19 protein-coding genes and 4 tRNA genes are annotated in these 24,569 nt (G+C 44.1%); 6 read left to right on the top strand and 17 right to left on the bottom strand.

Annotated elements, in window-relative coordinates; genetic code table 11:
• Nucleotides 1–18: 18 nt before the first annotated feature.
• The 16 genes from aspS to NEE14_RS03515 form a co-directional block, all read right to left on the bottom strand.
• Nucleotides 19–1,776, bottom strand: a complete 1,758-nt coding sequence (gene aspS / locus NEE14_RS03440; RefSeq protein ID WP_251966445.1) for an aspartate--tRNA ligase — start codon at nt 1,774–1,776, stop codon at nt 19–21.
• A 355-nt stretch (nt 1,777–2,131) separates the two neighbouring features.
• Nucleotides 2,132–2,728, bottom strand: a complete 597-nt coding sequence (locus tag NEE14_RS03445; RefSeq protein ID WP_251966446.1) for a master DNA invertase Mpi family serine-type recombinase — start codon at nt 2,726–2,728, stop codon at nt 2,132–2,134.
• Nucleotides 2,729–2,894: 166 nt separating this feature from the next.
• Nucleotides 2,895–3,545, bottom strand: coding sequence for a MarC family protein (locus NEE14_RS03450; RefSeq protein WP_251966447.1), 651 nt, complete (start codon nt 3,543–3,545; stop codon nt 2,895–2,897).
• 9 nt (nt 3,546–3,554) lie between these two features.
• Nucleotides 3,555–4,562 carry an NAD-dependent epimerase/dehydratase family protein gene (locus NEE14_RS03455; RefSeq protein WP_251966448.1) on the bottom strand — a complete coding sequence of 336 codons (1,008 nt, stop codon included), beginning with the start codon at nt 4,560–4,562 and terminating at the stop codon, nt 3,555–3,557.
• Complete coding sequence (locus NEE14_RS03460; RefSeq protein WP_251966449.1) at nt 4,559–5,191, bottom strand: lipid-A-disaccharide synthase N-terminal domain-containing protein; 633 nt, start codon at nt 5,189–5,191, stop codon at nt 4,559–4,561. The genes NEE14_RS03455 and NEE14_RS03460 overlap by 4 nt, the downstream gene beginning before the upstream one ends.
• Nucleotides 5,188–5,931, bottom strand: a complete 744-nt coding sequence (locus NEE14_RS03465; RefSeq protein ID WP_251966450.1) for a glycosyltransferase — start codon at nt 5,929–5,931, stop codon at nt 5,188–5,190. Before NEE14_RS03465 ends, NEE14_RS03460 begins: the two co-directional genes overlap by 4 nt.
• 8 nt (nt 5,932–5,939) lie before the next feature.
• On the bottom strand, nt 5,940–7,586 hold the full coding sequence (locus tag NEE14_RS03470; RefSeq protein ID WP_251966451.1) for an ArnT family glycosyltransferase: 1,647 nt from the start codon (nt 7,584–7,586) through the stop codon (nt 5,940–5,942).
• A gap of 97 nt (nt 7,587–7,683) precedes the next feature.
• A complete protein-coding gene (locus NEE14_RS03475; protein WP_251966452.1) occupies nt 7,684–8,490 on the bottom strand; it encodes a 3-keto-disaccharide hydrolase in 807 nt (268 codons plus the stop codon).
• A 58-nt stretch (nt 8,491–8,548) separates the two neighbouring features.
• Complete coding sequence (locus tag NEE14_RS03480) at nt 8,549–9,283, bottom strand: polyprenol monophosphomannose synthase (protein ID WP_251966453.1); 735 nt, start codon at nt 9,281–9,283, stop codon at nt 8,549–8,551.
• A gap of 513 nt (nt 9,284–9,796) precedes the next feature.
• Nucleotides 9,797–12,307: an ATP-binding protein gene (locus NEE14_RS03485; RefSeq protein ID WP_251966454.1), complete on the bottom strand. Its 2,511-nt coding sequence runs from the start codon at nt 12,305–12,307 to the stop codon at nt 9,797–9,799.
• Between the two features lie 25 nt (nt 12,308–12,332).
• Nucleotides 12,333–12,686, bottom strand: a complete 354-nt coding sequence (locus NEE14_RS03490; RefSeq protein WP_251966455.1) for a hypothetical protein — start codon at nt 12,684–12,686, stop codon at nt 12,333–12,335.
• Between the two features lie 25 nt (nt 12,687–12,711).
• Nucleotides 12,712–14,199 carry a TolB family protein gene (locus NEE14_RS03495; protein WP_251966456.1) on the bottom strand — a complete coding sequence of 496 codons (1,488 nt, stop codon included), beginning with the start codon at nt 14,197–14,199 and terminating at the stop codon, nt 12,712–12,714.
• 5 nt (nt 14,200–14,204) lie between these two features.
• The gene (locus NEE14_RS03500; RefSeq protein WP_251966457.1) at nt 14,205–15,959 is read right to left on the bottom strand and encodes a DUF6057 family protein; all 1,755 of its coding nucleotides are present in this window, start codon (nt 15,957–15,959) and stop codon (nt 14,205–14,207) included.
• Between the two features lie 62 nt (nt 15,960–16,021).
• A complete protein-coding gene (locus NEE14_RS03505; RefSeq protein ID WP_251966458.1) occupies nt 16,022–17,347 on the bottom strand; it encodes a cobyrinate a,c-diamide synthase in 1,326 nt (441 codons plus the stop codon).
• Between the two features lie 16 nt (nt 17,348–17,363).
• Nucleotides 17,364–18,188 (bottom strand): 3-methyl-2-oxobutanoate hydroxymethyltransferase, encoded by an 825-nt coding sequence (gene panB / locus NEE14_RS03510; protein ID WP_251966459.1) that lies wholly within the window; start codon nt 18,186–18,188, stop codon nt 17,364–17,366.
• A gap of 115 nt (nt 18,189–18,303) precedes the next feature.
• Nucleotides 18,304–19,116 carry an MBL fold metallo-hydrolase gene (locus NEE14_RS03515; protein WP_251966460.1) on the bottom strand — a complete coding sequence of 271 codons (813 nt, stop codon included), beginning with the start codon at nt 19,114–19,116 and terminating at the stop codon, nt 18,304–18,306.
• A 408-nt stretch (nt 19,117–19,524) separates the two neighbouring features.
• Here NEE14_RS03515 and NEE14_RS03520 point away from each other — a divergent pair, with 408 nt between their 5' ends.
• The 6 genes from NEE14_RS03520 to NEE14_RS03545 all read left to right on the top strand — a co-directional run bounded on the left by NEE14_RS03520 (nt 19,525) and on the right by NEE14_RS03545 (nt 23,259).
• Nucleotides 19,525–20,031 (top strand): thioredoxin-like domain-containing protein, encoded by a 507-nt coding sequence (locus NEE14_RS03520; protein WP_251966461.1) that lies wholly within the window; start codon nt 19,525–19,527, stop codon nt 20,029–20,031.
• A 245-nt stretch (nt 20,032–20,276) separates the two neighbouring features.
• Nucleotides 20,277–20,350 (top strand) — tRNA-Thr (locus tag NEE14_RS03525).
• Nucleotides 20,351–20,432: 82 nt separating this feature from the next.
• Nucleotides 20,433–20,515: transfer RNA gene (locus NEE14_RS03530), tRNA-Tyr, on the top strand.
• Between the two features lie 21 nt (nt 20,516–20,536).
• Nucleotides 20,537–20,610: transfer RNA gene (locus NEE14_RS03535), tRNA-Thr, on the top strand.
• 81 nt (nt 20,611–20,691) lie between these two features.
• Nucleotides 20,692–20,774: transfer RNA gene (locus NEE14_RS03540), tRNA-Tyr, on the top strand.
• 172 nt (nt 20,775–20,946) lie between these two features.
• Complete coding sequence (locus tag NEE14_RS03545; protein WP_251966462.1) at nt 20,947–23,259, top strand: patatin-like phospholipase family protein; 2,313 nt, start codon at nt 20,947–20,949, stop codon at nt 23,257–23,259.
• A 41-nt stretch (nt 23,260–23,300) separates the two neighbouring features.
• On the opposite strand, the gene NEE14_RS03550 is transcribed toward NEE14_RS03545, so the two are convergent.
• The gene (locus NEE14_RS03550) at nt 23,301–24,569 is read right to left on the bottom strand and encodes a BamA/TamA family outer membrane protein (protein WP_422394674.1); all 1,269 of its coding nucleotides are present in this window, start codon (nt 24,567–24,569) and stop codon (nt 23,301–23,303) included.

A 24,569-nucleotide genomic window follows, 5' to 3' on the forward strand; every position in this document is an offset into this window, starting at 1 on the left:
TCGCTATTTCTGTTATAATTATTCTTTTACATCTACCTTCAAGCACAACTCATCCAACTGAGTATCATCGATAGGCGACGGCGCATCGATCATCACATCACGACCTGAGTTGTTCTTCGGGAAGGCAATACAGTCGCGGATAGAATCCAGACCGGCAAACAAAGAAACCCAGCGATCCAGACCGTAAGCCAAACCACCGTGAGGAGGTGCTCCGTATTTGAAGGCATTCATCAAGAAGCCGAACTGTTCCTGTGCTCTCTCTTCTGTAAAGCCTAACAGTTTGAACATCTTGTCCTGCAACTGACTATCGTGGATACGGATAGAACCGCCACCTACTTCAACACCATTGATCACCATGTCATAGGCATTAGCGCGGACAGCTCCCGGATTAGTATCGAGCAACGGAATATCTTCCGGTTTCGGAGAAGTGAACGGATGGTGCATAGCGTAGAAACGATGATCTTCCTCACTCCATTCGAATAACGGGAAGTCAACCACCCACAGGCAAGCAAACTTATCCTTGTCGCGCAAGCCTAACTGGTCGGCAACCAACAGACGGAGTTCACTCAGCTGCTTGCGGGTCTTCATTGCATCATCACCCGAAAGGATCAAGATCAAATCACCCGGTTTGGCATTGAATGCCTCTTTCATCTGCTGCAATACTTCCTGAGAATAGAATTTATCGACACTCGATTTGACAGTTCCGTCATTTTCGATACGGGCATATACCAGACCTTTGGCACCGATCTGCGGACGTTTTACAAATTCAGTCAGGGCATCCAGCTGCTTACGTGTATAAGTAGCCGCACCTTCTGCGCAAATACCACCGATATAAGCGGCTCCGTCAAATACAGAGAAACCATACCCTTTCATGATATCCATCAGCTCGACAAACTTCATGCCGAAACGCAAATCCGGCTTGTCGCTACCATAATACTTCATGGCATCCTGCCAGGTCATACGCAAGAACGGTTCCTTTATATCAATACCCCGGATCGTCTTGAACAAGTGCTTAGCCATGCCTTCGAATGTCTGGATCACATCTTCCTGCTCAACGAAACTCATTTCGCAATCGATCTGTGTAAATTCCGGCTGACGGTCAGCACGCAAGTCTTCATCACGGAAACATTTTACAATCTGGAAGTAACGGTCGAAACCGGAAACCATCAACAGCTGTTTGAATGTCTGCGGAGACTGAGGCAAAGCATAGAACTGACCCGGATTCATACGAGAAGGAACGACAAAGTCGCGTGCGCCTTCAGGAGTCGATTTGATCAATACCGGCGTTTCTACTTCCAAAAAGCCTTCTTTATCCAAATAGCTACGTACCTCGAACGCCATCTTGTGACGAAGTTCCAGATTCTTACGAACACACGAACGGCGCAAATCCAAATAACGGTATTTCATACGCAAATCGTCGCCGCCATCTGTATCATCTTCAATCGTAAACGGAGGAGTTAAAGCTGTATTCAAGACAACCAGTTTTGAAACCAGTAATTCAATATCTCCTGTTTCCAGATGCGGGTTCTTGCTTGAACGCTCCCGCACGGTTCCTGTCACCTGGATGACATACTCACGTCCCAACTTATTTGCCTGATCACATAAAGCGGCATCCACTTCCTGATTAAATACCAGCTGTGTAATACCATAACGGTCGCGAAGATCGACGAACGTCATTCCACCCATCTTACGGGTCTTCTGCACCCAACCGGCCAGTGTTACCACCAGTCCTTCATCAGCCAGACGCAAATTGCCACAAGTTCTTGTTCTGTACATATATTTATTCTATTAAATATAAATCTGACATCTTGATTTATCCCTGTCCGATACTTATATCGCTGCGGACGTGCAAAGATAATAATTCTTGCACAGATCGGCTTATTTTTCTTTTTCTTATTTCGAGATAAAATGACAATCCCCTTTTATTTTTCTTTAGTTCACGGTGCGAATTACTTAGTTCACGGCGTGAACTAAGTAATCCACGCCGTGAACTACTTAATCCACGCCGTGAACTAAAGAATTTTCTGTTTATTTTCCAACAATTTCCGGTAATGAAAAAACAATTAGCCTGTAGGCAGGTAAATATTCTCCGGCACAGACAGGCTAACTGCCACAGCGACGTCTGATGATATCAGATTTTTCCCTCAGATAAATATTTGGAGATTGTGCAGCGATGGACTCCCAACACTTTGGCAATTGCCGACTTTGTCATGTTCATTTCAAGCAAGCGTTTTACTTCAGACTCACGCCCCGTCAGCTTGTTCACTTTCGATTTACTGCCTTTGGGCCTTCCCAACGAAACACCTTCAGCTTTCTTCCGGGCCAAAGCCTCCTTCGTTCGCTGAGAAATCAGATTACGTTCGATTTCTGCCGACAAGCCAAAGGCAAAAGCCAGTACCTTCGAAGTAATGTCACTGCCTAACCGATAATTATCTTTGATTGTCCATACCTGTACATCCGAAAGCATGCACTGATGCAGAATGCTCATAATCATCAGCAGATTCCTTCCCAAACGAGAAAGCTCGGCACATATAATAATATCGCCCTTTTGCATTTTAGACAAAAGCTGGCCTAACTCTCTCTTCTCGACTTCCTGACAACCAGAAATAATCTCTTCTATCCACCGGTCAATCTTCATATCAAGCGTCTGGCAGAAGCGAATGATTTCAAATCTCTGGTTCTCGACCGTCTGTTTATCTGTACTTACACGAATATATCCATAAACCATATCTGTTCCCCCTATTAAATGAGTAATGAAATATATTCCAAAGTACTACGCGACAGATTCTTATTCCGTTTAATCATATTATTCAAGTACAAATTAAAGGATGAGAAAATACGTTAGCAAAGATCATGTTCCTCCTTCTTTTGGATAGAAAGGAGGTCATAATCCATCAAGAGGCATGTGCTTGCTGCAAAATATCTATCAAGATAGGTTTTGCACCACTTACAAAACATTCAACGGCGATCACCATCAGTATAAGGCCCATCAGCCGCATCATTACATTATTCCCCGTTTCGCCCATAAAATGGACCAATTTGGTTGAAGTCCGAAGGATAAGGGCCGTCAGGAGAAAAACAAAAGCAATAATAAACACCAAAATAACCTTCTTCAGCAGTGTCTCGGCATCTTCCATCAGCACAATGCCGTTGGCAATGGCTCCGGGGCCGCACAGCATCGGAATAGCCAAAGGGGTGATTGAAATATCATCGGCAAAATGATTCTTTTCATCTTCGTTTAACTTGATATGGGTATAATGCGCCTGCAGCATATCATAACCAATCTTCATGATCACAATGCCGCCGGCAATTCGGAAGCCATTGGTCGACAGGCCGAACACCTGAAAGATAACTTGTCCGAAAATAGTAAACGATATCATGATCAGAAAGGCTACGAAGGTGGATTTCATAATAATCCGTCTGCGTTCACTTTCCGACATACCCGTCGTCATCGAAAGAAAAACCGGCATCGTTCCAAGCGGATTTATCAACGTAAAAAACGAAGTAAAGCACAAAAGAGCAAATGGTATTACTGAATCATTCATAATCGTATTCTATTTAATATAATATGCCACAAACCACTCATAAAACAAACGCGTTCCTTCCTGCACTGAAGTTTTTGGCTTATAATGAATATCTTTCTCTAACCTGGATGTATCGGCATAAGTCGACTTTACATCTCCTGGCTGCATTTCCTTAAAATTCTTCTTGACTGTTTTTCCAGCATGCGATTCAAGCAGCTGAATAAAGTCCATCAATGCCACAGGCGACGAGTTTCCCACATTATAAATCCGATATGGAATGGCTTCTTCCGACGGAAAATCGAGTATTCGCAATGTGGCATCGATTACGTCTGCAATATAAGTAAAATCTCTTTGTAAATCACCATGATTGAACACCTGAATTGTCCCATCAGACAAAATTTCTTTCAAAAACAGGTTTGGAGCCATATCTGGTCTTCCCCACGGGCCATAAACGGTGAAATATCGCAACCCGGTCGTCGGCAAACCATACAACTGACTATATGAAAAAGCCATCAGCTCGTCGGCTTTTTTGGTAGCGCCGTACAGGCTGACCGGTTGGTCTACCTGATCTGTCTCCTTAAACGGAATCTGCTTGTTCAAACCATAGACACTACTCGAGCTGGCATAAACCAGATGTTTGACATGTGTATGACGGCATCCTTCAAGGACATGCAGGAAACCGACTATATTCGACTGTACATAAGTCTCCGGATTATCAATCGAATATCTGACTCCGGCCTGAGCCGCCAGATTGCAAACCGCATCAAACCGTTCTTGTTCGAACAAGGTTGCCATGCCTTCCCTGTCGGCCAGATCCATCTTGATAAAACGAAAGTTATCATAGACCGTACTTGTGATAAAAACAGATTCTTCGCCGACCTCTTTTATTCCCAGCCTATTCAAACGATCCAGTTTCAGCGATACCGGATAATATGTATTTAAATTATCTAATCCAACAACTTCATCTCCCCGCTTTGCCAGCCTCTCAGCCAAAAATGACCCGATAAAGCCGGCTGCACCTGTAACTAAAACCTTCATACACTTTTTCCTTTTTTATTTTCACGATTTCCAATCATGATATTACGAATATAAACGATAAACCCCGTTGACTGTCCTAAAATCAATATCGGATCCAAGCGGATAATTCCATACAAGGCGATTGTCAATGATCCCACCAGACTAATAATCCAGAAATTGACAGGCAAAACCGAAGCGCCGAATCTTTTCGAGTAATACCATTGGTAAACAAATCTCAAAGTGAAAATTACCTGCCCCATCGATCCCATGACTATCAGCCACAAAGGAACGTCCTCGTCCTTAAAGAAGGAATCAACAAACGAATGGAAATCATTCAGAGCGAAACAAGCCGCTACAACAGGTGTCAGCGCCAACACGACCTGAATGATCCGGGGAAGCTTATTCCACAAACCTTTCTCTTTTAAATTCCAAATGTAAATATAAAATGATATGAACTGACCCAAGATAATAGAAAAGTCATTCCGGAGCCAACCATATATGCAAAGCAGGTAAGCGCCCAGCAGACTGAACACCCAATACAACGACGGAGAAACGACTTTCTTATACTTCTCTGACAAGATCCACTGAATCAGCATCCGGGCAGAGAAGAATACCTGGGCCAACAGCCCTATTAAATAAATTCCGATCATGCCCGCCGATCAAACAAGTTACTGTCTTTTATCTGATAATTGATATACCGCTTTTTCATCCACCGATAAGCAAAACAATCCAGGAAAGGAGAAATCAGTCTGTTCCACAAATGATATTTAGAAACACCGGCTACCCGAGGAAAATGGCGTACCGGCACTTCTTTCATCCGTCCGTACTGCAACAGAATCAATGCCGGCAGGAAACGATGCATGCCGGTAAAGAAAGGAATCCGCTTTGCGCAGTCAGTATGCATGATCTTCAAGGGGCAACCTGTATCTGTAGCCTTGTCTTTGGTCATCATCCGGCGGAAGCCATTCGCTATCTTGGATTGCAGATTCTTAAAGAATGAATCTTTCCGATTTGCCCGAATACCCATCACCAGCTCATAGTCGCTCGCAAAAGGCAAGAGGCGTTCGAAATCTTCAGGCACCGTTTGCAGATCGGCATCAATATAACCCAACCACTTCGATTCCACCTGATCAATTCCGGCTTTCATGGCAGCACTCAATCCGCCGTTCTTCTTCAGACTACAATAGAAAAAATGAGGTTGCCGGTTACAAATCTGCATCATTCGCTCCAAACTGTGATCAGTCGAACCATCATTGACAAAAAGAACACAAGCCGACACCGATGCCTGCTGTATATATGATGACAATTTCTCTTCCAAGGCAGGCATATTATCCTCTTCGTTATAAACAGGAACGATGATTGTCAATTCGTAATTACTTGTCCGATTCATTTCTTTCATTATTTCTTTCGTATAATCGTTACTTTTTTGATAAAAGCGGGTGAATACCGCCGATGTCCTTTCGGCCAGGGATTATCATCATAGACATCCACTTCTTCCATACAGGCATTCTGCTGCAACCATTCCGGAATCATAGCAGCTGGTTCCACACTCTGCACCAAAACAAACGGCATTGCTACTGCAACAGCGGCCGAATCCGTCAGATCGAGCGGTCGGATTTTCCGATAAGCCGCATAGACCAACTCAATACGTATTTCTTCAGAGGCCGGATGATAAAACGGCAGCGACTGTAATTCTTCTATATTCCGGGTAAGCGCAATGCTTTTCTGCTCCGCATTAGATACAAAACTTCCGATGTACGGCATCAGAAAGATTTCAGCAAAAGCAAACAGACCGACCACTCCGCCCAAGAGATAGGCGGGCCGAACCGACTTAACCGCATAAAAGAGGCAAAAGGCTATGCACCACAGACCTGCTGATAAAAGGATCAATGCCATTCCGCTCATCCGTTGTTCTCGGTACATAAAGAGATAGAGCATCACGGGCAACACCAGCACGACAATAGCCAATAAAAGACCGTTGATCCGATACAGTATTTTTCCCACCCGGTCTGTTTTCCGCATCTGTCTGATCCAGTAGTAAAACAGATGTCCTACGGCCAATGCCGCCGGAATGGAGACAGGTAACAGATAACGTGTTTTCTTTTCCGGTATCAGAGAAAGAGAGAAAACAACGAACAGCATCCACAAGAGGGAGAAAAGATAAGACTTTGTTTTATCACCCAGCCTCTTTTCCCAGACAGGAACAAACAACGTAAACAGTGTCAGCAGTGACCAGGCTCCTGTTTCCAGGAAAAACTTCCAGTAGTAATACCACGGACGGACATTCCTGTTCGCCCACGAAGAAGATTCTTTGTTCCATACATATTCAGCCATTTCCGGATGATACATATAAATATAAGCATACCACCAGCAACTCAATACCAGCATGAGTAAAATCATGCCTGCACAACCTTTCCACTTTCCCGCCATGCTTTTACGATAGCAGATCAGATACGCACAGAGAAAAGGGAACAACAAGGCATAGAAAGAAACAGGTCCTTTTCCCAAGAAAGACAAGCCCATTGCCAAGCCGGCCAGCAGAAAAGATTTCCAGTCGCAGACATCAGCCCGCAAGGCTTTAAACAAATAGTAAATAGCCATCAGCATGAAAGCATGGCAATAAATATCCCATGAAGCCGTCCGCCCCATCAGAATAATATTATAGGATGTGCATAACACGAAAACTGTTATCCACGAAAAGACCCTATCATGAGTAAGTAATTTCCCTAACTGGAACAAGTAAAAGACCAGCAAAAGAGCTGCAAGACCGGCCATGGCCCGCTGTAAGGCTAAATTATCGGGAGACACATATTCTACGATGGCCGAAATCCAGGTAGGCAACGGCGGTTTCTCTAGACGCAATTCACCATTCATCGTCGGCGTCAGCCAATTACCGTCATAAACCATTTCCCTTGCAGTAATCATGTTACGTGATTCCATGATATCTACAAAGATGGCTTTGTTATTGACGAAAAAAGTGCAACACAGCACCAATCCGAATAAAATCCACTTTCCTACGTTACTTCTCACATCTACAATATTCATCACCGTATAAACTAAAAATCCGTTTCAGAGTCCAAACTTCTCCGAAACGGACTTACAAAATTATCAATATATCAGAAACCCTGCTATTGCAATATCATTATTTCAGTTCTTTTATTTTTATATTACAAAACGAAACTTCATTTCCATGATCCTGCAATAATATATGTCCTTTGGCTGCCTCGCCGAAAGGTCCGCTTGTATTATATTCCGGAGCAGCATACTTACTGCCTTTGACAAGTTCCTTAAACTCCTGACTGCCTCGTTCGTACTCCAGTACTTTCTTTCCGTTCAACCAATGTTCTACATGATTATTTGGAAAAACCTTTATCAGGGCCGTATTCCATTCACCGACACCATTAAATGAAACATTCTCGCTCTTCTTCAAATCATACAAACTGGCCAATGTCCGGCTGCCCGGATAAGTCGTATACAATTTGGCATCCGGATGAACAGCATCATCCAATATCTGATATTCCAAGCCAAAGGCCGATCCATGCTGTTTCTCCTGTTCGGTCACGAAATATTTAATACCGCTGTTCGCTCCTTTTGTGATCTTGAAATCAACACTCAACTCAAAAGCGGAATATTCATCATTCGTAACGATATCACCACCATTGGTCGATTCTCCGCCATTCGCTGCTTCTACTGTAAGAATGCCGTCTTCAATCTTCCATCCTTTTTCAGGAAAGGCATCCAAATGAGCGCCTCTCCAACCATTGGTTGTTTTACCGTCGAAGAGCAATTTCCAACCATCAGCCTTTTCTTGTTCTGTCAGTTGGTTCCTTACGGTAGTTTCTGCTACATTCTCCTGAGCTGCGGGTTCTGCCGATTGTCCCTGTTCTGTTTTCTGGCCCGAACAACCCCACAAAGTCAACGCAGCCAGACAAATAATTTCTAATTTCATAATTTCTTATCAGATTTAATAATGTCTTTTTAATTCCCTAATTATAAACTTGCCAGTTTTATGCATGCGGATATTTGCGCCAGAAACTCCACCACTTCAGTTGTAGCACACCAAACAGCGCTTCTCCGAAAATAGAAGAGTTCATCTTCGACGTACCTAATACACGATTGATGAAAATAATAGGAACTTCAATCAGTTTAAAGCCACATTTATAAGCCGTGAACTTCATCTCTATCTGAAAAGCATACCCTTTAAAATGTATCCGATCCAGTTCGATGGTTTCCAGAACTTTCCTTCTATAGCATTTAAACCCCGCTGTTGTATCACGAATATCCATTCCTGTTACGAAACGAACATAAACAGAGGCGAAGTAAGACATCAACACACGCCCTAACGGCCAGTTAACTACATTTACTCCATTACAATAACGCGAACCAATAGCCACATCACCGCCTTGCTCGGTACAAGCTGCATACAGACGAGGTAAATCTTTCGGATTATGACTGAAATCAGCATCCATTTCAAAGATAAAATCATATTTATGCTCGATTGCCCACTTAAAGCCGCAAATATATGCTGTTCCTAATCCTAACTTTCCCTCGCGTTCAACCAAGAACAACCGATCCGGAAATTCCTTCTGCAATGTTTTCACAATGGAAGCCGTCCCATCAGGTGAACCATCATCAATAATCAGAATATGAAATTCTTTTTCCAAGCCGAAAACAGCTCTGATGATGTTCTCGATATTTTCCTTTTCGTTGTAAGTTGGTATAATAATAATACTATCCGACATGAATTTTGCTCTTTGGTATTTAGTTCTACAAATATAGGAATAATTAGTAAATCTGTAACCGTTCGTGTAATTATTTAGCGTTTTCTATCAAAAAAACGGAAAGAGCTGCTGCATAAAAGCAAGTTCCCGAACTAAAACCCAAAGGTCTTAATTCGGGAACTTCTCACTAGTTAGATTTCAGTAAAAAAGAGGCTTGCTCTCACGAGGTGCCTCTTATTAGCAGACTTAATCAAAAAAACACTTTAACTTACTACTCTTTTTACCTTATTGAGTAAGACTTAACCTATAAAAACGGATAAATGTAGAAACACTTATTATGTATGTCACTAATATATATACCAAAGTCGTGCCAAACTCTTCTTTTATGCTCATAAAAGTCGTTTTTCCGCTAAAAAATCATCCAATAAACCCAGATAGCAGGTACTGGGCCACAGATATACCCCAAAAGACGTAGAAATATGTGGAATTTGATCGGGGAATGTGTGGAATAATTCCACACAACTATTCCACACATCAGCAGCAGTTTTCCACAGCCTGCCGCACAATGTCAGTCACATTGTCGATCACTTCTGCCAAAAGAGCCTTCCAGCCTTCTCGGGTTAGCTCCTTTTCGTCGTTTCTTTCCAGAATTCGCAGCTTTTGGACCAAGTTGTTCGCGCCCAACATGGTCAGCAATGGAATTAATTTATGGGAAAGACGTGAGGCTTCCGAGCGATCTTCTTCCTGCAGGGCTTTTCTCAATAAGTCGATGCTCTTATTAGTTTCTTCAGTGAATGTCTTCAAGATAGAGGCAGAAGCTTCTTTATCTTCGCCGGCAAAAGCCGTTAATGTTGAAAAGTCAATCTTGACAACCGGCTCTAAATGCACCGTCAGCAACTGGTTCAACAGTTCAATCAGCTGGACGGCCGTGAACGGTTTGCTCAAGAAACCGGTGAAGCCGGCTTCAATATAATGGCTATGTTCATTCGCTACGCTGGCTGACAAAGCTATTACCGGAACTTTGTCTGTTCCCTGAATACCTGATTCACGGATCATCTTTAATAAATGGAAACCGTCCATACCCGGCATCTGAATATCAGTAATGATCGCATCAAATACCGTATTCTTCAATATATCCAATACAGCATGCGGATTGGAAACACAAACAACCTCTACCCGACTCCGTTTGAGCAATTCTTCCGTCAAGGCCAGCTGGATGGCATCATCATCAACCAGCAAACAGTAGACAGTCCGCTCTCCGGCCAGAGAAACAACTTCCGGCTCCGCTTCTTCCTCTACAACTGCCTGTTTCAAGACGACATCTGATAAAGGAATCGGGAGCGTCAGGATAAAGTCACTACCCTGTCCGACAACACTATGCAAGTTCAATGTGCCTTTCAACAGTTCCACCAGCCTGCGGGTTATCGACAAGCCCAATCCGAATCCTTCAACTTTCTCGCTTCCCTGCAGACGGGTAAAATCACCAAAAATGCGTTCCTGCTCAGCCTCGGGAATACCTGGTCCAGCATCCGAGACAGTGACGTCCAGTTCATACATCTTTTCGTTCTTTTTCGTAATGGCGGCCCGCAAGACAACAGTTCCCTCAGGGGTAAACTTGATAGCATTCGACAGCAGATTATTAATAACCTGTCTCAAGCGGTTGGTGTCACCTAGATAAGTCTGTTCCATATAGCCAGACTTCACATCCAACCGCAGTTTCAGTCCTTTGGCTTCGGCCAGCGGATCAAAGCTCACATAAATCTCTTGTATCAGGGTAGAGACAGAGAAAGGCACCGGATGTATCTCAATCTGTCCGGCTTCCAGCCGGTGGAAATCCAGTAAGTCGTTTACTAAAGACAAAATATGCTTGGACGAACCACTCATGTTATCCAGATAATAACGCTGACGTTCGTCTGGATTGCGCTTCAGCAGCAGATCAATGAAGCCGATGATAGACGAAAGCGGTGCCCGGATGTCATGGCTGATTGTCAGAATCAGGTTCTCACGGCTGCGCAGCAGATCTTCCGCGTATTGTTTGGCTTTCTCCAGTTGTTGCCTGTAATAATGGCTGCGCGAAATATCCCGGATGATGATGACCAGGAAAACAATGGCTACAATAATAGCGATCAGGCCGATTCCTCCGATCAGCCGTGTTGTTTCTTTCAGCAAGCTCTGTTTATGCTGCATCCGGTCAATCGATTGCTGGACCGACTCTTCTTCAATATCCCGCAACATCTGATTAATCCGGCTGGTCAATACCGAGTTATTATAACGTAGGTTATTGGCCCGTTGAAGTAAGGTATTAGCCAGTTGCTCACGCCGATCGGCTACTGTATCCTGCAAGTTCCTCAATACTTGAATGATGGTATCCGACGGATTATAGACAATTTTCACCGTATCGGTTACCAGCTGACGGGTTGTATTCTTTACATAATTGGTATCTGCTTCCTCCTTTGGCGAGAAAGCCTCTGCCAAACGGCGGAAAAAGCCCTTTTTCTCCTTTTTGGTCACCACAACCGTATCTTGCTTCACCTCCACAATTTCCCGCACGACCGGCTGAGGAATGGTATCTGGCCTTTCAACTTTTACTACAGAATCCTGCACTGCGATAACTTGCTGGATCTTCTCCATATAAATCTGTCCAGCATTCCATTCATTCAGTGTCTCCAACAGCTTCAGGGTATTCCATCTCTTCTGCCGCAACAGATATTTAATCGTATCGACCTTCAATTGCTGGATGGTGTCTGAAAGCATTAGGCGCAGGGAATCCAAATTCTTGTCTGCCTTGTTCAGAGTTCGGTTGAAGTTTATCAGTTCATTGCTCGATTTTCCAACAATGTGCCCCATCGCTTCACTCTCATATAATAAAGTAAGCGTATTGGTGACAAGATAGGTTTTGTCACGCGTCGATGTGTCCGGCTTGTCTTCGACAGCCAGCTGCTGGATGATTGAATAAACATATCCCACAGCACATACAGCTATCAGCAGTAACAGCAAATAGCCCCAAACCACTTTTCGTGTAATATGCCTATTCTTTTCTTCCATTTCCGACAGCTTATGATAGTTGTGATCAAGCCAGTTGCGAAATCTTCCGGATCACATCAACAAAGGCTTCATTCGTGATCTGGAAATCCGGCTCCTGATACTGCACATAATCTTCAAAGTAATCACTGGCAATATCTGCCACAATATCTTCACCTGGCAAGCCAAATGAATCGACCAGCCGTTCCACTTTCCGGCGGATCTGCCGGATCATCTGCAGCCGATCTTCATATCGATCCGGTTTTTCCTGTTCCGTCAGGTGTTCATTTTTCGCTATAAGATAAACAATGGTATAAAAACGCTCTGCAGACCCGAAAACCGGGACAAACAGGGCCTTCTTTTCGTCTGGCAGCTGGGCCAGTAATTCTTGTACTTTTGTCATATTCATTTATCACTTATAATCAATCTCACTCAAAAGATATTTGTTCTGCCGTGCCATTCAGGGCCTTCTGCTGAAGAGCATACGGATCGAGCGTCACTTCGCCTGTCACCAGCTCCGGCAGATTATAGGAATACAGCTGATAATCATATTTCTCCGGATCTTCCTGTGGTAAAAGGAAAGGCTTGGCCGGATGACCGTCTACCCCGATACGGCAAATATAGGGAAGTGTATACAAACCGTTGTCACGACGGCTACTGAATACCACCCAGTCACTCTGGCTGCTCCACGAATGATAGCTTTCCGTATCCGTGCTATTCAACGAGGTCATATCAACCGGTTGGTGGGTTTCCAGCTCCAGCATCCGTATTTCCGCATCCTTATGCCAGATCGGGAATTGTCCATAAGCTGTTTCAGTGTACATCAGGAATCGGCCGTCCGGCGATATTCGGGGGAATGTGTAACTGAGGCTGTCAGCACGAACCACCGTATCCACAGGCAGCTGCAAGGTTCCTTTTCCGGCATCAAAAGCTACCCGGCAGATATGATAGCGCACCTTGTCATACTCTGCCGGCATTTCCCGAGCTGGAGCCGAACAGAAATACAGCCACTTGCCATCCGGCGAAAAAGCCGGGAAGGTTTCAAAGGCATCCTTTGTTATCAGCGAAGCTGCCGAGAGTATCTTATGTTGTTCCACATCATAAACCACGACATCCGATTCCAAGTCGAACACTTCCATTTTCTTCTCCTTGACGGCATGGAAGAACTGCTTAATATCGTTGACCGATGTTGTGATGTATTTTCCCGAAGGATGCCAATAAGGATAAGTCAGGTTACTGATGGTCTGCTTCGTCTTGGTCTTCAGCCGCTCGATCTCTTTTCCCCGGATGATATAAGTACCATCATGCACGGCACGCATATGCAGCATCATCTGGTTCGGATCATTCATACAGAAGGCATGGCAGTTCATACAATTATAGCCCGTCATGTCATTCCGGATAATCACTTTCTCATCAAACGATTCCAGATCCCGCTGATAAATGCCCACAATATGCCATTTCTCATACCCGGGCTCAATCAAACGATAAACCAGATGGCTGTCAATCGGGCGTTCATCGACATGGATCTGAAACGGTTTCCACGTTTTCCAACCGTCTTTTTCCAGTGATGAGCACACGAGCGTCAAAGTGCCACCGGCATTTTCTTCCAGCAATTTTCTCCAAGCATCCGGATCGAGCCGGAGACTGCGTTCGCCGTCACACTCAAGGCGTCCACCTTTCTCTCCAGTGATCAGGACATACTGATGTTCGCATTCCCGCGTCAGGCGGAAATTCAATGGCGAAATATTTACCGGGACGGTCACATCCCGATAATCCGGAAAGATTTCCGGCTCTTCTTCCTGGACAGAAGCATTCTCGGGCTGCCGCACATTCCAAGAGCAGGCTGTCAGCAGCAGACAACAGAACAGCGTGCAGATCAGACTTCTTTTATACTGGCTGATATAAATTGTTTCCATATTCCTTATTGTTTTGGGGTTGGCATAAACTCCGTATAATAATAGTAAGTATCACCATACAGTTGTTTCAGGTTGGTGACAGACAAGGAACGGGCCGTCTTCAGGAACTGTTGCATCCGACCGGTCACTTCGGCATCTATGGGATAATCCTTAGCCGCTTCAGCCAGCTTCCCTTTCGAAGCATAGTAAAGACAGATGGCTTCCTGATATAATTTAGGGAACGACTGATGTCGTTCCTTGTACAGAGGCATATAATGCATGAAGGCCGACAGATTCTTATAAACCAGCAGATAACACATGCCATAATCAAAAGCCGCCTGGTTGTCAGAATGATCATCAATCAGAAAGGCCAAAGCGCTAGGCAACGTCTTCGTCAGGTCAAAAGGATTGTCAGTTACCGGCAGGAAAGCTCGCTTCGCCTGAATCAATCCGGACGACTGACTTTCTTTCTCGCCCAAGTATTGCCGCTGTTCGGCAGCCCAGACCTTATAGCGTGGTGTATGTTCGAGTATCCGGATATATTTCTCGGCCGCCCGGTATTCGCCGTTCACCAGATAAGTCTCGACAAGGCGTTTCATCAGCCGCGGCTGAACACAACGCTGTGAACTCAACACACCAACGAAAGCAAAGCGCTGGGCAGCATTCACCTGCCCGACTTGCCAGGCTACTTCGCTGGCCTGAATCAATCCTAACCTTGTTCGCGGATCATGCGGGATAAAGCCGGTTTCTCCCACTTGGGGGAACTTCATCAGATCGGTGGTCTGACGTCCGGTGTACGACAAGGCCAGATTAACATAGACCAAGGCATCAAAATCATGCACACCTTCCTTTTCTGCATGAACGACAATCTTGTCCCAAGCTCCGTTTCGGGCATAATAATCATATTGATAGGCTTGCCGCATCGGGTCTTTCCGTAGCACAATTAGAGCCGCCATTAATCCGGCCCAAAGGACACATTCAGTAACTACCAGCCATTGCTTCGGCGGTATCCGTTCCCGCCATTTCGCACACAGCCGGTCAACGAGTGTCAGGACCGGAAAAGAAAGAAAGATCAGCCAGAAAGACTGCGGCACCGGATATTCGGGATGATACATATACTTTCCTATCCAGGCTTCACGCATCGGGATGACCAACCAAAGCCGCATCACCACCAACGGCAACAGAAAAGCCCATCCCAGCAAAATACCGCTATACAGATAAGGCTTGCCTTTACCTGCCTGCATCCATTCGTGTAGCAGTAGCAAGACAACATACAGAAATTGAGCCGGCACCGCCACATAATACAGTAGTGGGACAAGCAGCACACCAATGCCCCACCTGACTTTCCAGTCTGATACGGACTGGCAGACTACAGTTCCCGCCAATGCCCATAAAAGAACCAACATTGGGACAATGGTTTCGGAAGGAAAGAGCCAAAACAGGAAAAGCGGCAAGATGGAAATTCCCATCGAAGCCTTCCCGCAACAAGCTTGCTGATACCGGTAAAACAGTAAAGCTATCAAACCAGACAAGGCCGTGACAAGGAAAGCCGGTCCGGAAGTGAAAGAAAACGCCTGAGTCAAATATTCAGCTATATATTCATTCCAGCCACCCAACTGTGCGGCCAACTCTTTCCAGTAAACGGATGTTGTCTGAAACATCATAAACTGTTCCATGAAATGAAACCAATACCGGAAATTCAGGTTGATAAACAGAAAATTTCCTACTAGAAACAACAGGAAAATCCATACAGGCCGGTTGAAAACAAGTTGTTTTTTCATGATCTTCCAAATTTTAGGCTAAAGATACAGATAATTCCAAAGGATAAATACCTTTCTTATCCTTATTTTTCCAAGAAATGATGTAGCCACGCGTTTGATGCCGGATCGGCCCAGTATAAATGTGTATATCCAGCCAGTAAGTTCCGGTAGTGATACAGCGGCGTATCTACCTGACGTCCTAAGGCAGAAAAGGCTGTTACACATGAAGGCAACGCATTCTCAGCCGGCACGATAGACGAATAATGGAACTCATGCCCAGACAGCCTGAATTCGCCCCATTGCAAGGTACGATAACCTAATCGCAGTTTCATGGGCTGCATGGTAGCCGTCTGGTCTAAAACACCAACCATCGGGAACGTATGACCGTCTTGCCCGATAATAGCCCGACAGAGGTACATCATGCCTCCGCATTCGGCCAACGCATGTCCGCCTTCCCGAATATAGGAACGAATAGCATCGAGCATAGGTTGGTTTTCCGACAAAGCCGGCAGGTGCAATTCCGGATAGCCACCCGGTAAATAAAGGAAATCTGTAGGCGGAAGAGAGGTATCAGTCAGCGGACTGAAATAAGTGACGGTTCCCAGCCGCTCGAGATAAGCAATGTTCTCGGTATAGACAAAATTGAAGGCTGCATCGCGTGCTATGGTTATCCGCAACGATCCAAAAGATTCTTGCTGGATATCCGCTTTCGGTCTACTGTATTCTGACTTCCCGGTAACCGTGGTCAGTTCCAGCAGCCTGTCCACGCACACATACTTATCAACCAGATCGGCAATCCGGTCGGCAAACTCATCGAAACAGAAATCAGAATCCAGCGACAGCCCCAAGTGGCGGCTTGGGATTGCGATATTTTCCTGCTTGGGCAAATAACCCAATGCCTCCACGCCGGCATCGGAACAGGCCTGCTTCAGATAATAATAATGATTCTCGGAAGCCACAAAATTGAAAACGGCTCCGACAATCCTTATTTTTGGATAGAAATGTTTGAAGCCATACAACAGAGGAGCAACCGAATATGCCGTGCTCTTGGCATTGACTATCAGAACAACGGGAATATCCAATTCTGCAGCGATCCCGGCACTGCTACCTTGCATGCCGTCGTATCCGTCGAACAAACCCATCACGCCTTCAGTTATAGCGATATCAGCCGGAAAAGCATATCGGCGATACACTTCTTCCACATGCTTTTCCGACATCATAAAACGGTCCAGATTGACAGACGAGCGCCCAGCAGCCATCTGATGATGACGAGTGTCTATATAATCCGGCCCGCACTTAAATGGCTGCACGACGAATCCTCTGCGAGCCATTGCCCGCAATAATCCTAGTGTAAAAGTAGTCTTTCCGCTACCCGACGACGCTGCGCCGATCAATAATTCTGACCGCATAATATATTCCCTGCGATTAATATTGTTCCTTTTCGTTCGGGAAGTCGCAACGCTTCACATCTTCGATATATTGCTGGACAGCATTTGTGATGACTTCTGCCAAATTAGCATAACGACGCAGGAAACGCGGAGAGAAGCCCTGGTTGATGCCTAACATATCATGCATTACCAATACTTGTCCGTCGACATCGCCACCGGCCCCGATACCAATCACTGGAATACGGATTTCTTTCGCCACACGGGCGGCCAGGACGGCCGGAATCTTCTCCAGCACCAACGCGAAACAGCCGATCTCTTCCAGCAGATGAGCATCTTCCACTAGTTTCTTGGCTTCAGCTTCTTCACGGGCACGCACGGTGTAAGTACCAAACTTGTTGATCGACTGCGGCGTCAATCCCAAGTGACCCATCACTGGAATACCGGCACACAAAATGCGTTCGATTGATTCGCGTACTTCCGACCCGCCTTCCAACTTGATGCAGTCGGCATGTGTTTCCTTCATCACCCGGATAGCCGAAGCCAGCGCCTCTTTCGAATTTCCCTGATAAGAACCAAAAGGTAGATCGACTACCACCAAGGCACGCTTTACGGCTTTCGCCACCGACCTGCCATGATAGATCATCTGATCTAAAGTGATGGGCAAAGTCGTCGTATTACCGGCCATCACGTTCGAAGCTGAATCACCTACCAGAATCACATCCATTCCTGCCTGATCAATCAGGGTAGCCATGGAATAATCATATGCAGTCAGCATGGAAATCTTCTCACCCCGCTGCTTCATTTCAAACAGACGATGCGTCGTTACCTTACGCATATCATCGTCTCTCTTTGCTACTGACATATTTCTATTATGTTTAAATTTCGGGTGCAAATGTACATAAAAACCTGATTTTTCTTACTTCCCGAAGGATAAATGTTCTTCCTTGTCCCGGTGACCGGCTTTTTGTCCCCCATTCCTACTCAATCTCCACCTTGGTGCCCACATGATTATAGAAGACCAACTCACTAAAATCTCGACAAAAACGGGCAAACTGATCTACACCAGTACAATGACAAATACCCAGTTGCCACGGATGTTTTCCGGCCAAACTACGGGCAATGACCTGATATTTCTCTTCTCCTGCCGTATGAATATGGAAACCTCCGATCAATGTATCCAGGTGGCGTGTCGGGAAAAGAGCCTCGCCTTGCTGCAAAACATTCGTTATACCGCGGTGTGAACAGGCACTCAAGACTGAATACGTCGTATCGGTCAGCAAAAAAACAGCCAATTCGTCCGTAAACGTATCCGGAATACGCTGCCCATCCACCTCAGTAAAGAAATGATCGAAATGCGTATCTTCCTGCTGGCAAAGCGGAATATCCGGGCAAAGCACCACGCCGGGGAAAATCTCGGTCACTTCGTCTACAAAACTAAAACGGCTCAGGTCAAGCGACGCAGCATCCAGCAAGCCGTTCTCACGTTCTTTCTTGAATTTCCGGTTCATGATATCCCGCTTGCAAAAGACCGTCGCCCGGTCGTTTTCAGCCAGGAAAGCCCTAAGTCCGCCGGTGTGATCACTGTGCCCGTGCGAAAGTACCAGCGCGTCCACCGTTTTCAGGTCAATATGCAGTAAAACAGCATTTCGAATCAATAGGTCACTTTGTCCGGTATCAAACAAAATCCGTTTCTCGGGTGTTCGGACATACAAAGACAAACCATGCTCAGCCTCCAGCTTGCGGTGGTAAACACAATTCTCTACCAAGGTTGTTATAGAATAAGTAGCCATTATTTTATTAAAATATTTTAAGCATTTTGTATCATCGTATTATTTATTCCCCGAAAGATAAAAGGAATTATGTTTCCTGATGCCAATATTAGCCAGTTAAAAAGGGGAAAAGACCTTTTTAACTTTTTTAAGTACATAAAAAAGAAGCAAAACGTCCTATTTTTAGGCTAAATAACATATAAAAAAGTTTGTCAATTTGTCGAAAATTGATATAAAGCATAAGAAGATAAGGAATTAACTCGTATCTTTGCAGCCGAAAACAAGTATGAGACAAGCTGTCTTTAGCGAAAGCAGCTTCTCATCTATTCCTGAGAATCAGGAGCCGGACAGCATGTTTAGGGATAAAGATGCTGTGGCAGGAAAACAAACCCAGCCTTTGCCGGTCATGTCTAACGTAATATTTTAAATATGAAATTAAAAGCCTATCTTCTCGTAGGATCAGCTTTGTTCTTCGGAATCGCAGCTGATACGAAAGACGCAAAGCCTACTGAGGGTGCGAACCCGGGTGACCTTGCACCGAGAATAGTGTTGAACGAAAATGAAACAGAGATTCATTTTCAGAACCAGGCCGGACATTACACCTTGATCAATTTCTGGGCTGCTTATGACGCAGAATCCAGAGCCCGCAATATCCGGTTATGGAATGAAGTAAACAAGTGGAATGCCACTTCCGGTAACTTGGCCATGTATTCCATCTCACTGGATGAGAAAACATCGGTTTTCGAAGCAACGGTTGCGACCGATAAACTGAATGGCACCAACCAGTTGCACGAAAAGGAAGGGCGGCAGTCAGATGTCTTCAGAAAGTATAAGCTGGAGAAAGGATTGAGAAACTTTCTGATCGACGAAAATGGAGTTATCATCGCAGCAAACGTGACCCCTGAAAAGCTGACTGAATACTGTAAGCAGATTTAATTTTAGACACCTATTTAGAGACCCCTTGATAAAACTCATTGCTTTTATCAAGGGGTTTTGTGTATATCCGACAGTGGATTCTTCTTTTATGTGTATGTGCAACAGTATTTTCTGAATTATATATATTGGAAGAATGAAAAATAATTCACATTTTTCCAATCAAAAGTATTGCAAATTCAAAAATAAGTCCTACCTTTGCACCGCATTTGAGAAATAAACGTTCTCAATGACAAAAAACAAATAATGCCTCTTTAGCTCAGTTGGCCAGAGCACGTGATTTGTAATCTCGGGGTCGTTGGTTCGAATCCGACAAGAGGCTCAAAAAAAGTTGACAATGGAGAATTGATAATTTACAATTAATACAAATTGTCCATCCTCAATTATTAATTGTCAATTGACTAGGGCAGTTACCAGAGTGGCCAAATGGGGCTGACTGTAACTCAGCTGGCTTACGCCTTCGGTGGTTCGAATCCATCACTGCCCACTTTCTTTGAAATATTTCTTTGCCTCTTTAGCTCAGTTGGCCAGAGCACGTGATTTGTAATCTCGGGGTCGTTGGTTCGAATCCGACAAGAGGCTCAAAAGAATTGACAATGGAGAATTGACAATTTACAATGAAATAAATTATCCATTCTCAATTTTCAATTGTCAATTAATTCTGGGCAGTTACCAGAGTGGCCAAATGGGGCTGACTGTAACTCAGCTGGCTTACGCCTTCGGTGGTTCGAATCCATCACTGCCCACTTTTCTTTTATATTTCTTCTCTTTTTATTTCTCCAACATCCAACAAAGGCAAAGAATAATCCTTTTATACATTGCTCCTGAATTTACAACATAAACCAATAATTGATTATATCCGTTTTGATTTTCTAAAATACTTTCCTTACTTTTGGAATAAATTACGATATACTTTTTATGAAGCGGGTTTCAATTGTTATCAGTTTCTTGTTTATACTCATAAACTCTTTGCAGGCACAACGGGTCGGATTGGTTTTGAGTGGAGGTGGAGCTAAAGGAGCAGCTCACATTGGAGTTATTAAGGCTTTTGAAGAAAATGAAATTCCGATCGACTACATTACGGGTACTTCCGTTGGTGCTATCATCGGGAGTCTATACGCCATGGGCTACACACCAGAAGAAATGCTGCAACTCCTCTTGTCGAAAGAATTTGGCTATTGGCAGACTGGAACAGTTGAAGATGATTATATGTATTATTTCCGCAAACCAGACCCTACACCAGAAATGGCCCATTTTTCTATTGACATATCTGATTCACTACAGATCAAGACAAACTTTCTACCACAAAGTCTGATTAATCCCATTCAGATGAACCAAGCATTCATGGGCTTGTATGCCCAAGCTACAGCAAAGGCGGCTTGGAATTTTGACAACCTCTTCGTTCCCTTTCGTTGTATCGGTTCTGATATCTACAATAAGAAACCTGTCGTTTTCAAAAATGGAGATTTAGGAGAAGCAGTCCGTATATCCATGACGTTTCCGTTATTCTTCAAACCTGTCTGGAAAGACAGCGTCCCAATGTTCGATGGTGGCATTTATGATAACTTCCCGGTCAAAACGATGAAAGAAGATTTTCACCCCGACTTTATCTTCGGAGTTGCTCTGAGTACTGGCAAGAGCAAACCGTCTGATAATCCTTATAACCAGATAGAAACCATGATCATGCAGGAAACCAATTATGAGGTAGATGAAGATGACGGCATGATTATCCGTTTTGATATGCCGGATGTTTCCCTACTCGATTTCCAGAAAGCAAATGAAATTATGGAGTTAGGATATAAACGGACTCTTAGTCTCATTGATTCAATCAAAGGCCGTGTACACCGAAAAATGCCAATTGATTCATTAAACCTCAGAAGAAAGCAATATAAGGAAAGCCTTCCACCGCTGGTATTCAAGAATATCTACATTACCGGAGTATCAGAAGCCCAACAAAAATATATTGAGTCACAATTGCACCGAGACATTAACCAAGAATTCTCGATGGAAGAGTTCAAGCGGGTTTACTTTAAAATATTAGCCTATTCTAAAATTAAGGAAATAACACCCAAAGCTATCTATAACCGATTGAATAAAACATTCGACCTGCATTTACACATTACTATGTCTGATGAAATTAATATTGGATTGGGAGGCAACATTTCATCACATCAGGCTAATCAGCTTTATCTGGGTTTAGGCTACCGCTATTTAGGAAGATATGCCGCCGATATGAACGCTGATTTCCAGGTAGGTAATTCTTTCAGTGGTGTTATGCTGAACGGACGTATGTACCTGCAAACCCGCATTCCCACGTATATCAACTGGCAAGGTGTGTTCTCCTACAAACGCTATTCAGAAAGCCAGTCTTTGTTCTACGAAGATGTCGTTCCGGCATTTATCAAACAACATGAATTATATATGAAACTCAAACTGGGTTTCCCGTTCTTAAACCGGGCCAAGGCAGAGATTGGTTTCAGCTACGGCCAGTTAAACGATTATTATTACCAGAATACGGATGTATCGTTTGCCGACCGTGATTATGAACACAGTCGCTACAATTTGTTTTCCGGATCACTAAATATTGAACAGAATTCTCTGAGTACGAAGAATTACCCAATCACAGGAGTTAAACGGACGTTAATTGCCCAATACGTAACCGGGACTGAAAAATATACGCCAAATGTTCCAACCGAGCCAACTAAAAACAATACACACAGCTGGCTGCAAATGAAAGCGCATTGGGAACAATATCACGAATTAAGCCGTCTGTTCAACTGGGGCTATAGTGGAGAACTCGTCTTATCAAGTAAAAATCTGATGGAGAATTATACGGCATCAATTATTCAGGCACCGGCATTTACGCCAACACCACATAGTTCGATCGTGTTCAACGAAGCTTTCCGGGCCAATCAATATGCAGCATTCGGAGTTTCTCCGATTCTCAAGTTAGGAAAATTCGCACACTTCCGATTCGATCTGTATGGATTCTTACCGCTCTATGAAATCAAGAAGCACACAGAAATACTGGAGAATAATTATATGGTAACTCTTCCTTATTACGGGAAGTTTCTCCATTCATTCCAATATATGGGAGAAGCGGCTTTTGTTGTTCATCTGCCCTTTACCAGTATAAGCCTGTATGCCAACGGATATAGCTATCCAAGTAAGAACTTCAATTTCGGCATTAATATCGGTTATCTCCTATTTAATCCGAAACTGTTAGATTAAGCAGGTTGGATTCAGCATAAAAAACGGAAGCATTCTCTTGATCAGAATGCTTCCGTCATATTCATATAGAATGAAATTCCTTTATTGGAAGGATCTTTTCCCAAGTCGAGGCGGAAATTCTTTCCGGGTTGTACTTGAATCCGAATACCGGCACCATAATTAAATTTCCATTTGTTCCAATCTACAAAAGGTGTATTGCCAATGGTTCCTGTTCCTACCCAAGCCACAAAACCGCACTTCGCCCAGAAATTTCCACTTTTATACATAGCCGGGCTACCAAACATGTGCCGGTATTCTAAAATCCCGTAAGCCATTGATTTATCTCGATACTCGCCGATATAATAACCACGAAGATCAAACGGAGAACCAAACGACGGTAATTCAGAAAAAGGGACATCTCCTACTCCAATCTGCGTTTTGGCAACCCATGCCAAGGTACTGCGCGGACGGAAGACATTCTTAAACTGACGGTATTCCATTTCGAATAGTTCATAATTATAAGCTCCGCCTAAATATTTTCCAAAGAGCTTAGCCATTCCACTTACCAACATACCTGAAGTAGGCGTTGCAACATCATCACGTGTATCGTATTGCAACAACCCACCGACACCAATATTCACATATTTGGGTTTGAACTTCAGGAAATACGGATCGGCAGCCATCACCGGATTAACATCTGTTGCCCGAGTCAGATTCAGCTCAAATAATGTTCCGGCAAACAAGTTCGGCTTAATTTCCCACACAAAGCGTGGATATAATTGGAAATATGTACGATGATATTTAGTTGTAGAATCACCTCGCTGAACATTTTCAATCGTTTCATAACCTTTTCCATAATAATGGGCCGGTTCGTTGCGGAAACTATAATTGACATAAACCCGGAATTTATTCTCATTGAAGAAAAGTGTTCCAGCCCCAGCCAAGACAAAAGTACCATTTAAAGAGATAGAGAAGCCGGCAGGAATAAAAGACCGCTTGGTAATGGAATCATTCCGATGAAAACGGAAACTTGATAAAACTGCTCCACCAACACCCAGTGAGCTTTCAGGAGTATAGGAAGGCCCGCCCAAAACAGACCACCAGATATTCTTTGTTTCCCGGATCGAATCACGACGCATCTGTTTATAATAGCGTTTCATCTGTCTCTCGGTCATCGGTTTCCCATCAATCATCAACACTTGTTTTGCAACCGTATCAGGCGTAGTTTGGATTACTGTAGCCATCGAATCTACCCGATTTTCTTGTGCATTCGCCGGGAGAATGGCGCCAAATCCTCCAAATAGGGTTAGAATAACTATTTTCTTTAACAT

It is taken from the genome of Parabacteroides sp. AD58 (assembly GCF_023744375.2).
Taxonomy (GTDB): Bacteria; Bacteroidota; Bacteroidia; order Bacteroidales; family Tannerellaceae; genus Parabacteroides; species Parabacteroides absconsus.

What these genes read in the sequence shown, in the direction of transcription:
- NEE14_RS03520 (WP_251966461.1), top strand. Translation starts at nt 19,525, where the DNA reads ATGAAATTAAAAGCCTATCTTCTCGTAGGATCAGCTTTGTTCTTCGGA.
- NEE14_RS03445 (WP_251966446.1), bottom strand. Translation starts at nt 2,728, where the DNA reads ATGGTTTATGGATATATTCGTGTAAGTACAGATAAACAGACGGTCGAG.
- NEE14_RS03505 (WP_251966458.1), bottom strand. Translation starts at nt 17,347, where the DNA reads ATGCGGTCAGAATTATTGATCGGCGCAGCGTCGTCGGGTAGCGGAAAG.
- NEE14_RS03550 (WP_422394674.1), bottom strand. Translation starts at nt 24,569, where the DNA reads ATGTTAAAGAAAATAGTTATTCTAACCCTATTTGGAGGATTTGGCGCC.
- NEE14_RS03500 (WP_251966457.1), bottom strand. Translation starts at nt 15,959, where the DNA reads ATGAAAAAACAACTTGTTTTCAACCGGCCTGTATGGATTTTCCTGTTG.
- NEE14_RS03470 (WP_251966451.1), bottom strand. Translation starts at nt 7,586, where the DNA reads ATGAATATTGTAGATGTGAGAAGTAACGTAGGAAAGTGGATTTTATTC.
- NEE14_RS03450 (WP_251966447.1), bottom strand. Translation starts at nt 3,545, where the DNA reads ATGAATGATTCAGTAATACCATTTGCTCTTTTGTGCTTTACTTCGTTT.
- NEE14_RS03515 (WP_251966460.1), bottom strand. Translation starts at nt 19,116, where the DNA reads ATGGCTACTTATTCTATAACAACCTTGGTAGAGAATTGTGTTTACCAC.
- NEE14_RS03545 (WP_251966462.1), top strand. Translation starts at nt 20,947, where the DNA reads ATGAAGCGGGTTTCAATTGTTATCAGTTTCTTGTTTATACTCATAAAC.
- NEE14_RS03455 (WP_251966448.1), bottom strand. Translation starts at nt 4,562, where the DNA reads ATGAAGGTTTTAGTTACAGGTGCAGCCGGCTTTATCGGGTCATTTTTG.
- NEE14_RS03465 (WP_251966450.1), bottom strand. Translation starts at nt 5,931, where the DNA reads ATGAATCGGACAAGTAATTACGAATTGACAATCATCGTTCCTGTTTAT.
- aspS (WP_251966445.1), bottom strand. Translation starts at nt 1,776, where the DNA reads ATGTACAGAACAAGAACTTGTGGCAATTTGCGTCTGGCTGATGAAGGA.
- NEE14_RS03460 (WP_251966449.1), bottom strand. Translation starts at nt 5,191, where the DNA reads ATGATCGGAATTTATTTAATAGGGCTGTTGGCCCAGGTATTCTTCTCT.
- NEE14_RS03480 (WP_251966453.1), bottom strand. Translation starts at nt 9,283, where the DNA reads ATGTCGGATAGTATTATTATTATACCAACTTACAACGAAAAGGAAAAT.
- panB (WP_251966459.1), bottom strand. Translation starts at nt 18,188, where the DNA reads ATGTCAGTAGCAAAGAGAGACGATGATATGCGTAAGGTAACGACGCAT.
- NEE14_RS03475 (WP_251966452.1), bottom strand. Translation starts at nt 8,490, where the DNA reads ATGAAATTAGAAATTATTTGTCTGGCTGCGTTGACTTTGTGGGGTTGT.
- NEE14_RS03495 (WP_251966456.1), bottom strand. Translation starts at nt 14,199, where the DNA reads ATGGAAACAATTTATATCAGCCAGTATAAAAGAAGTCTGATCTGCACG.
- NEE14_RS03485 (WP_251966454.1), bottom strand. Translation starts at nt 12,307, where the DNA reads ATGGAAGAAAAGAATAGGCATATTACACGAAAAGTGGTTTGGGGCTAT.
- NEE14_RS03490 (WP_251966455.1), bottom strand. Translation starts at nt 12,686, where the DNA reads ATGACAAAAGTACAAGAATTACTGGCCCAGCTGCCAGACGAAAAGAAG.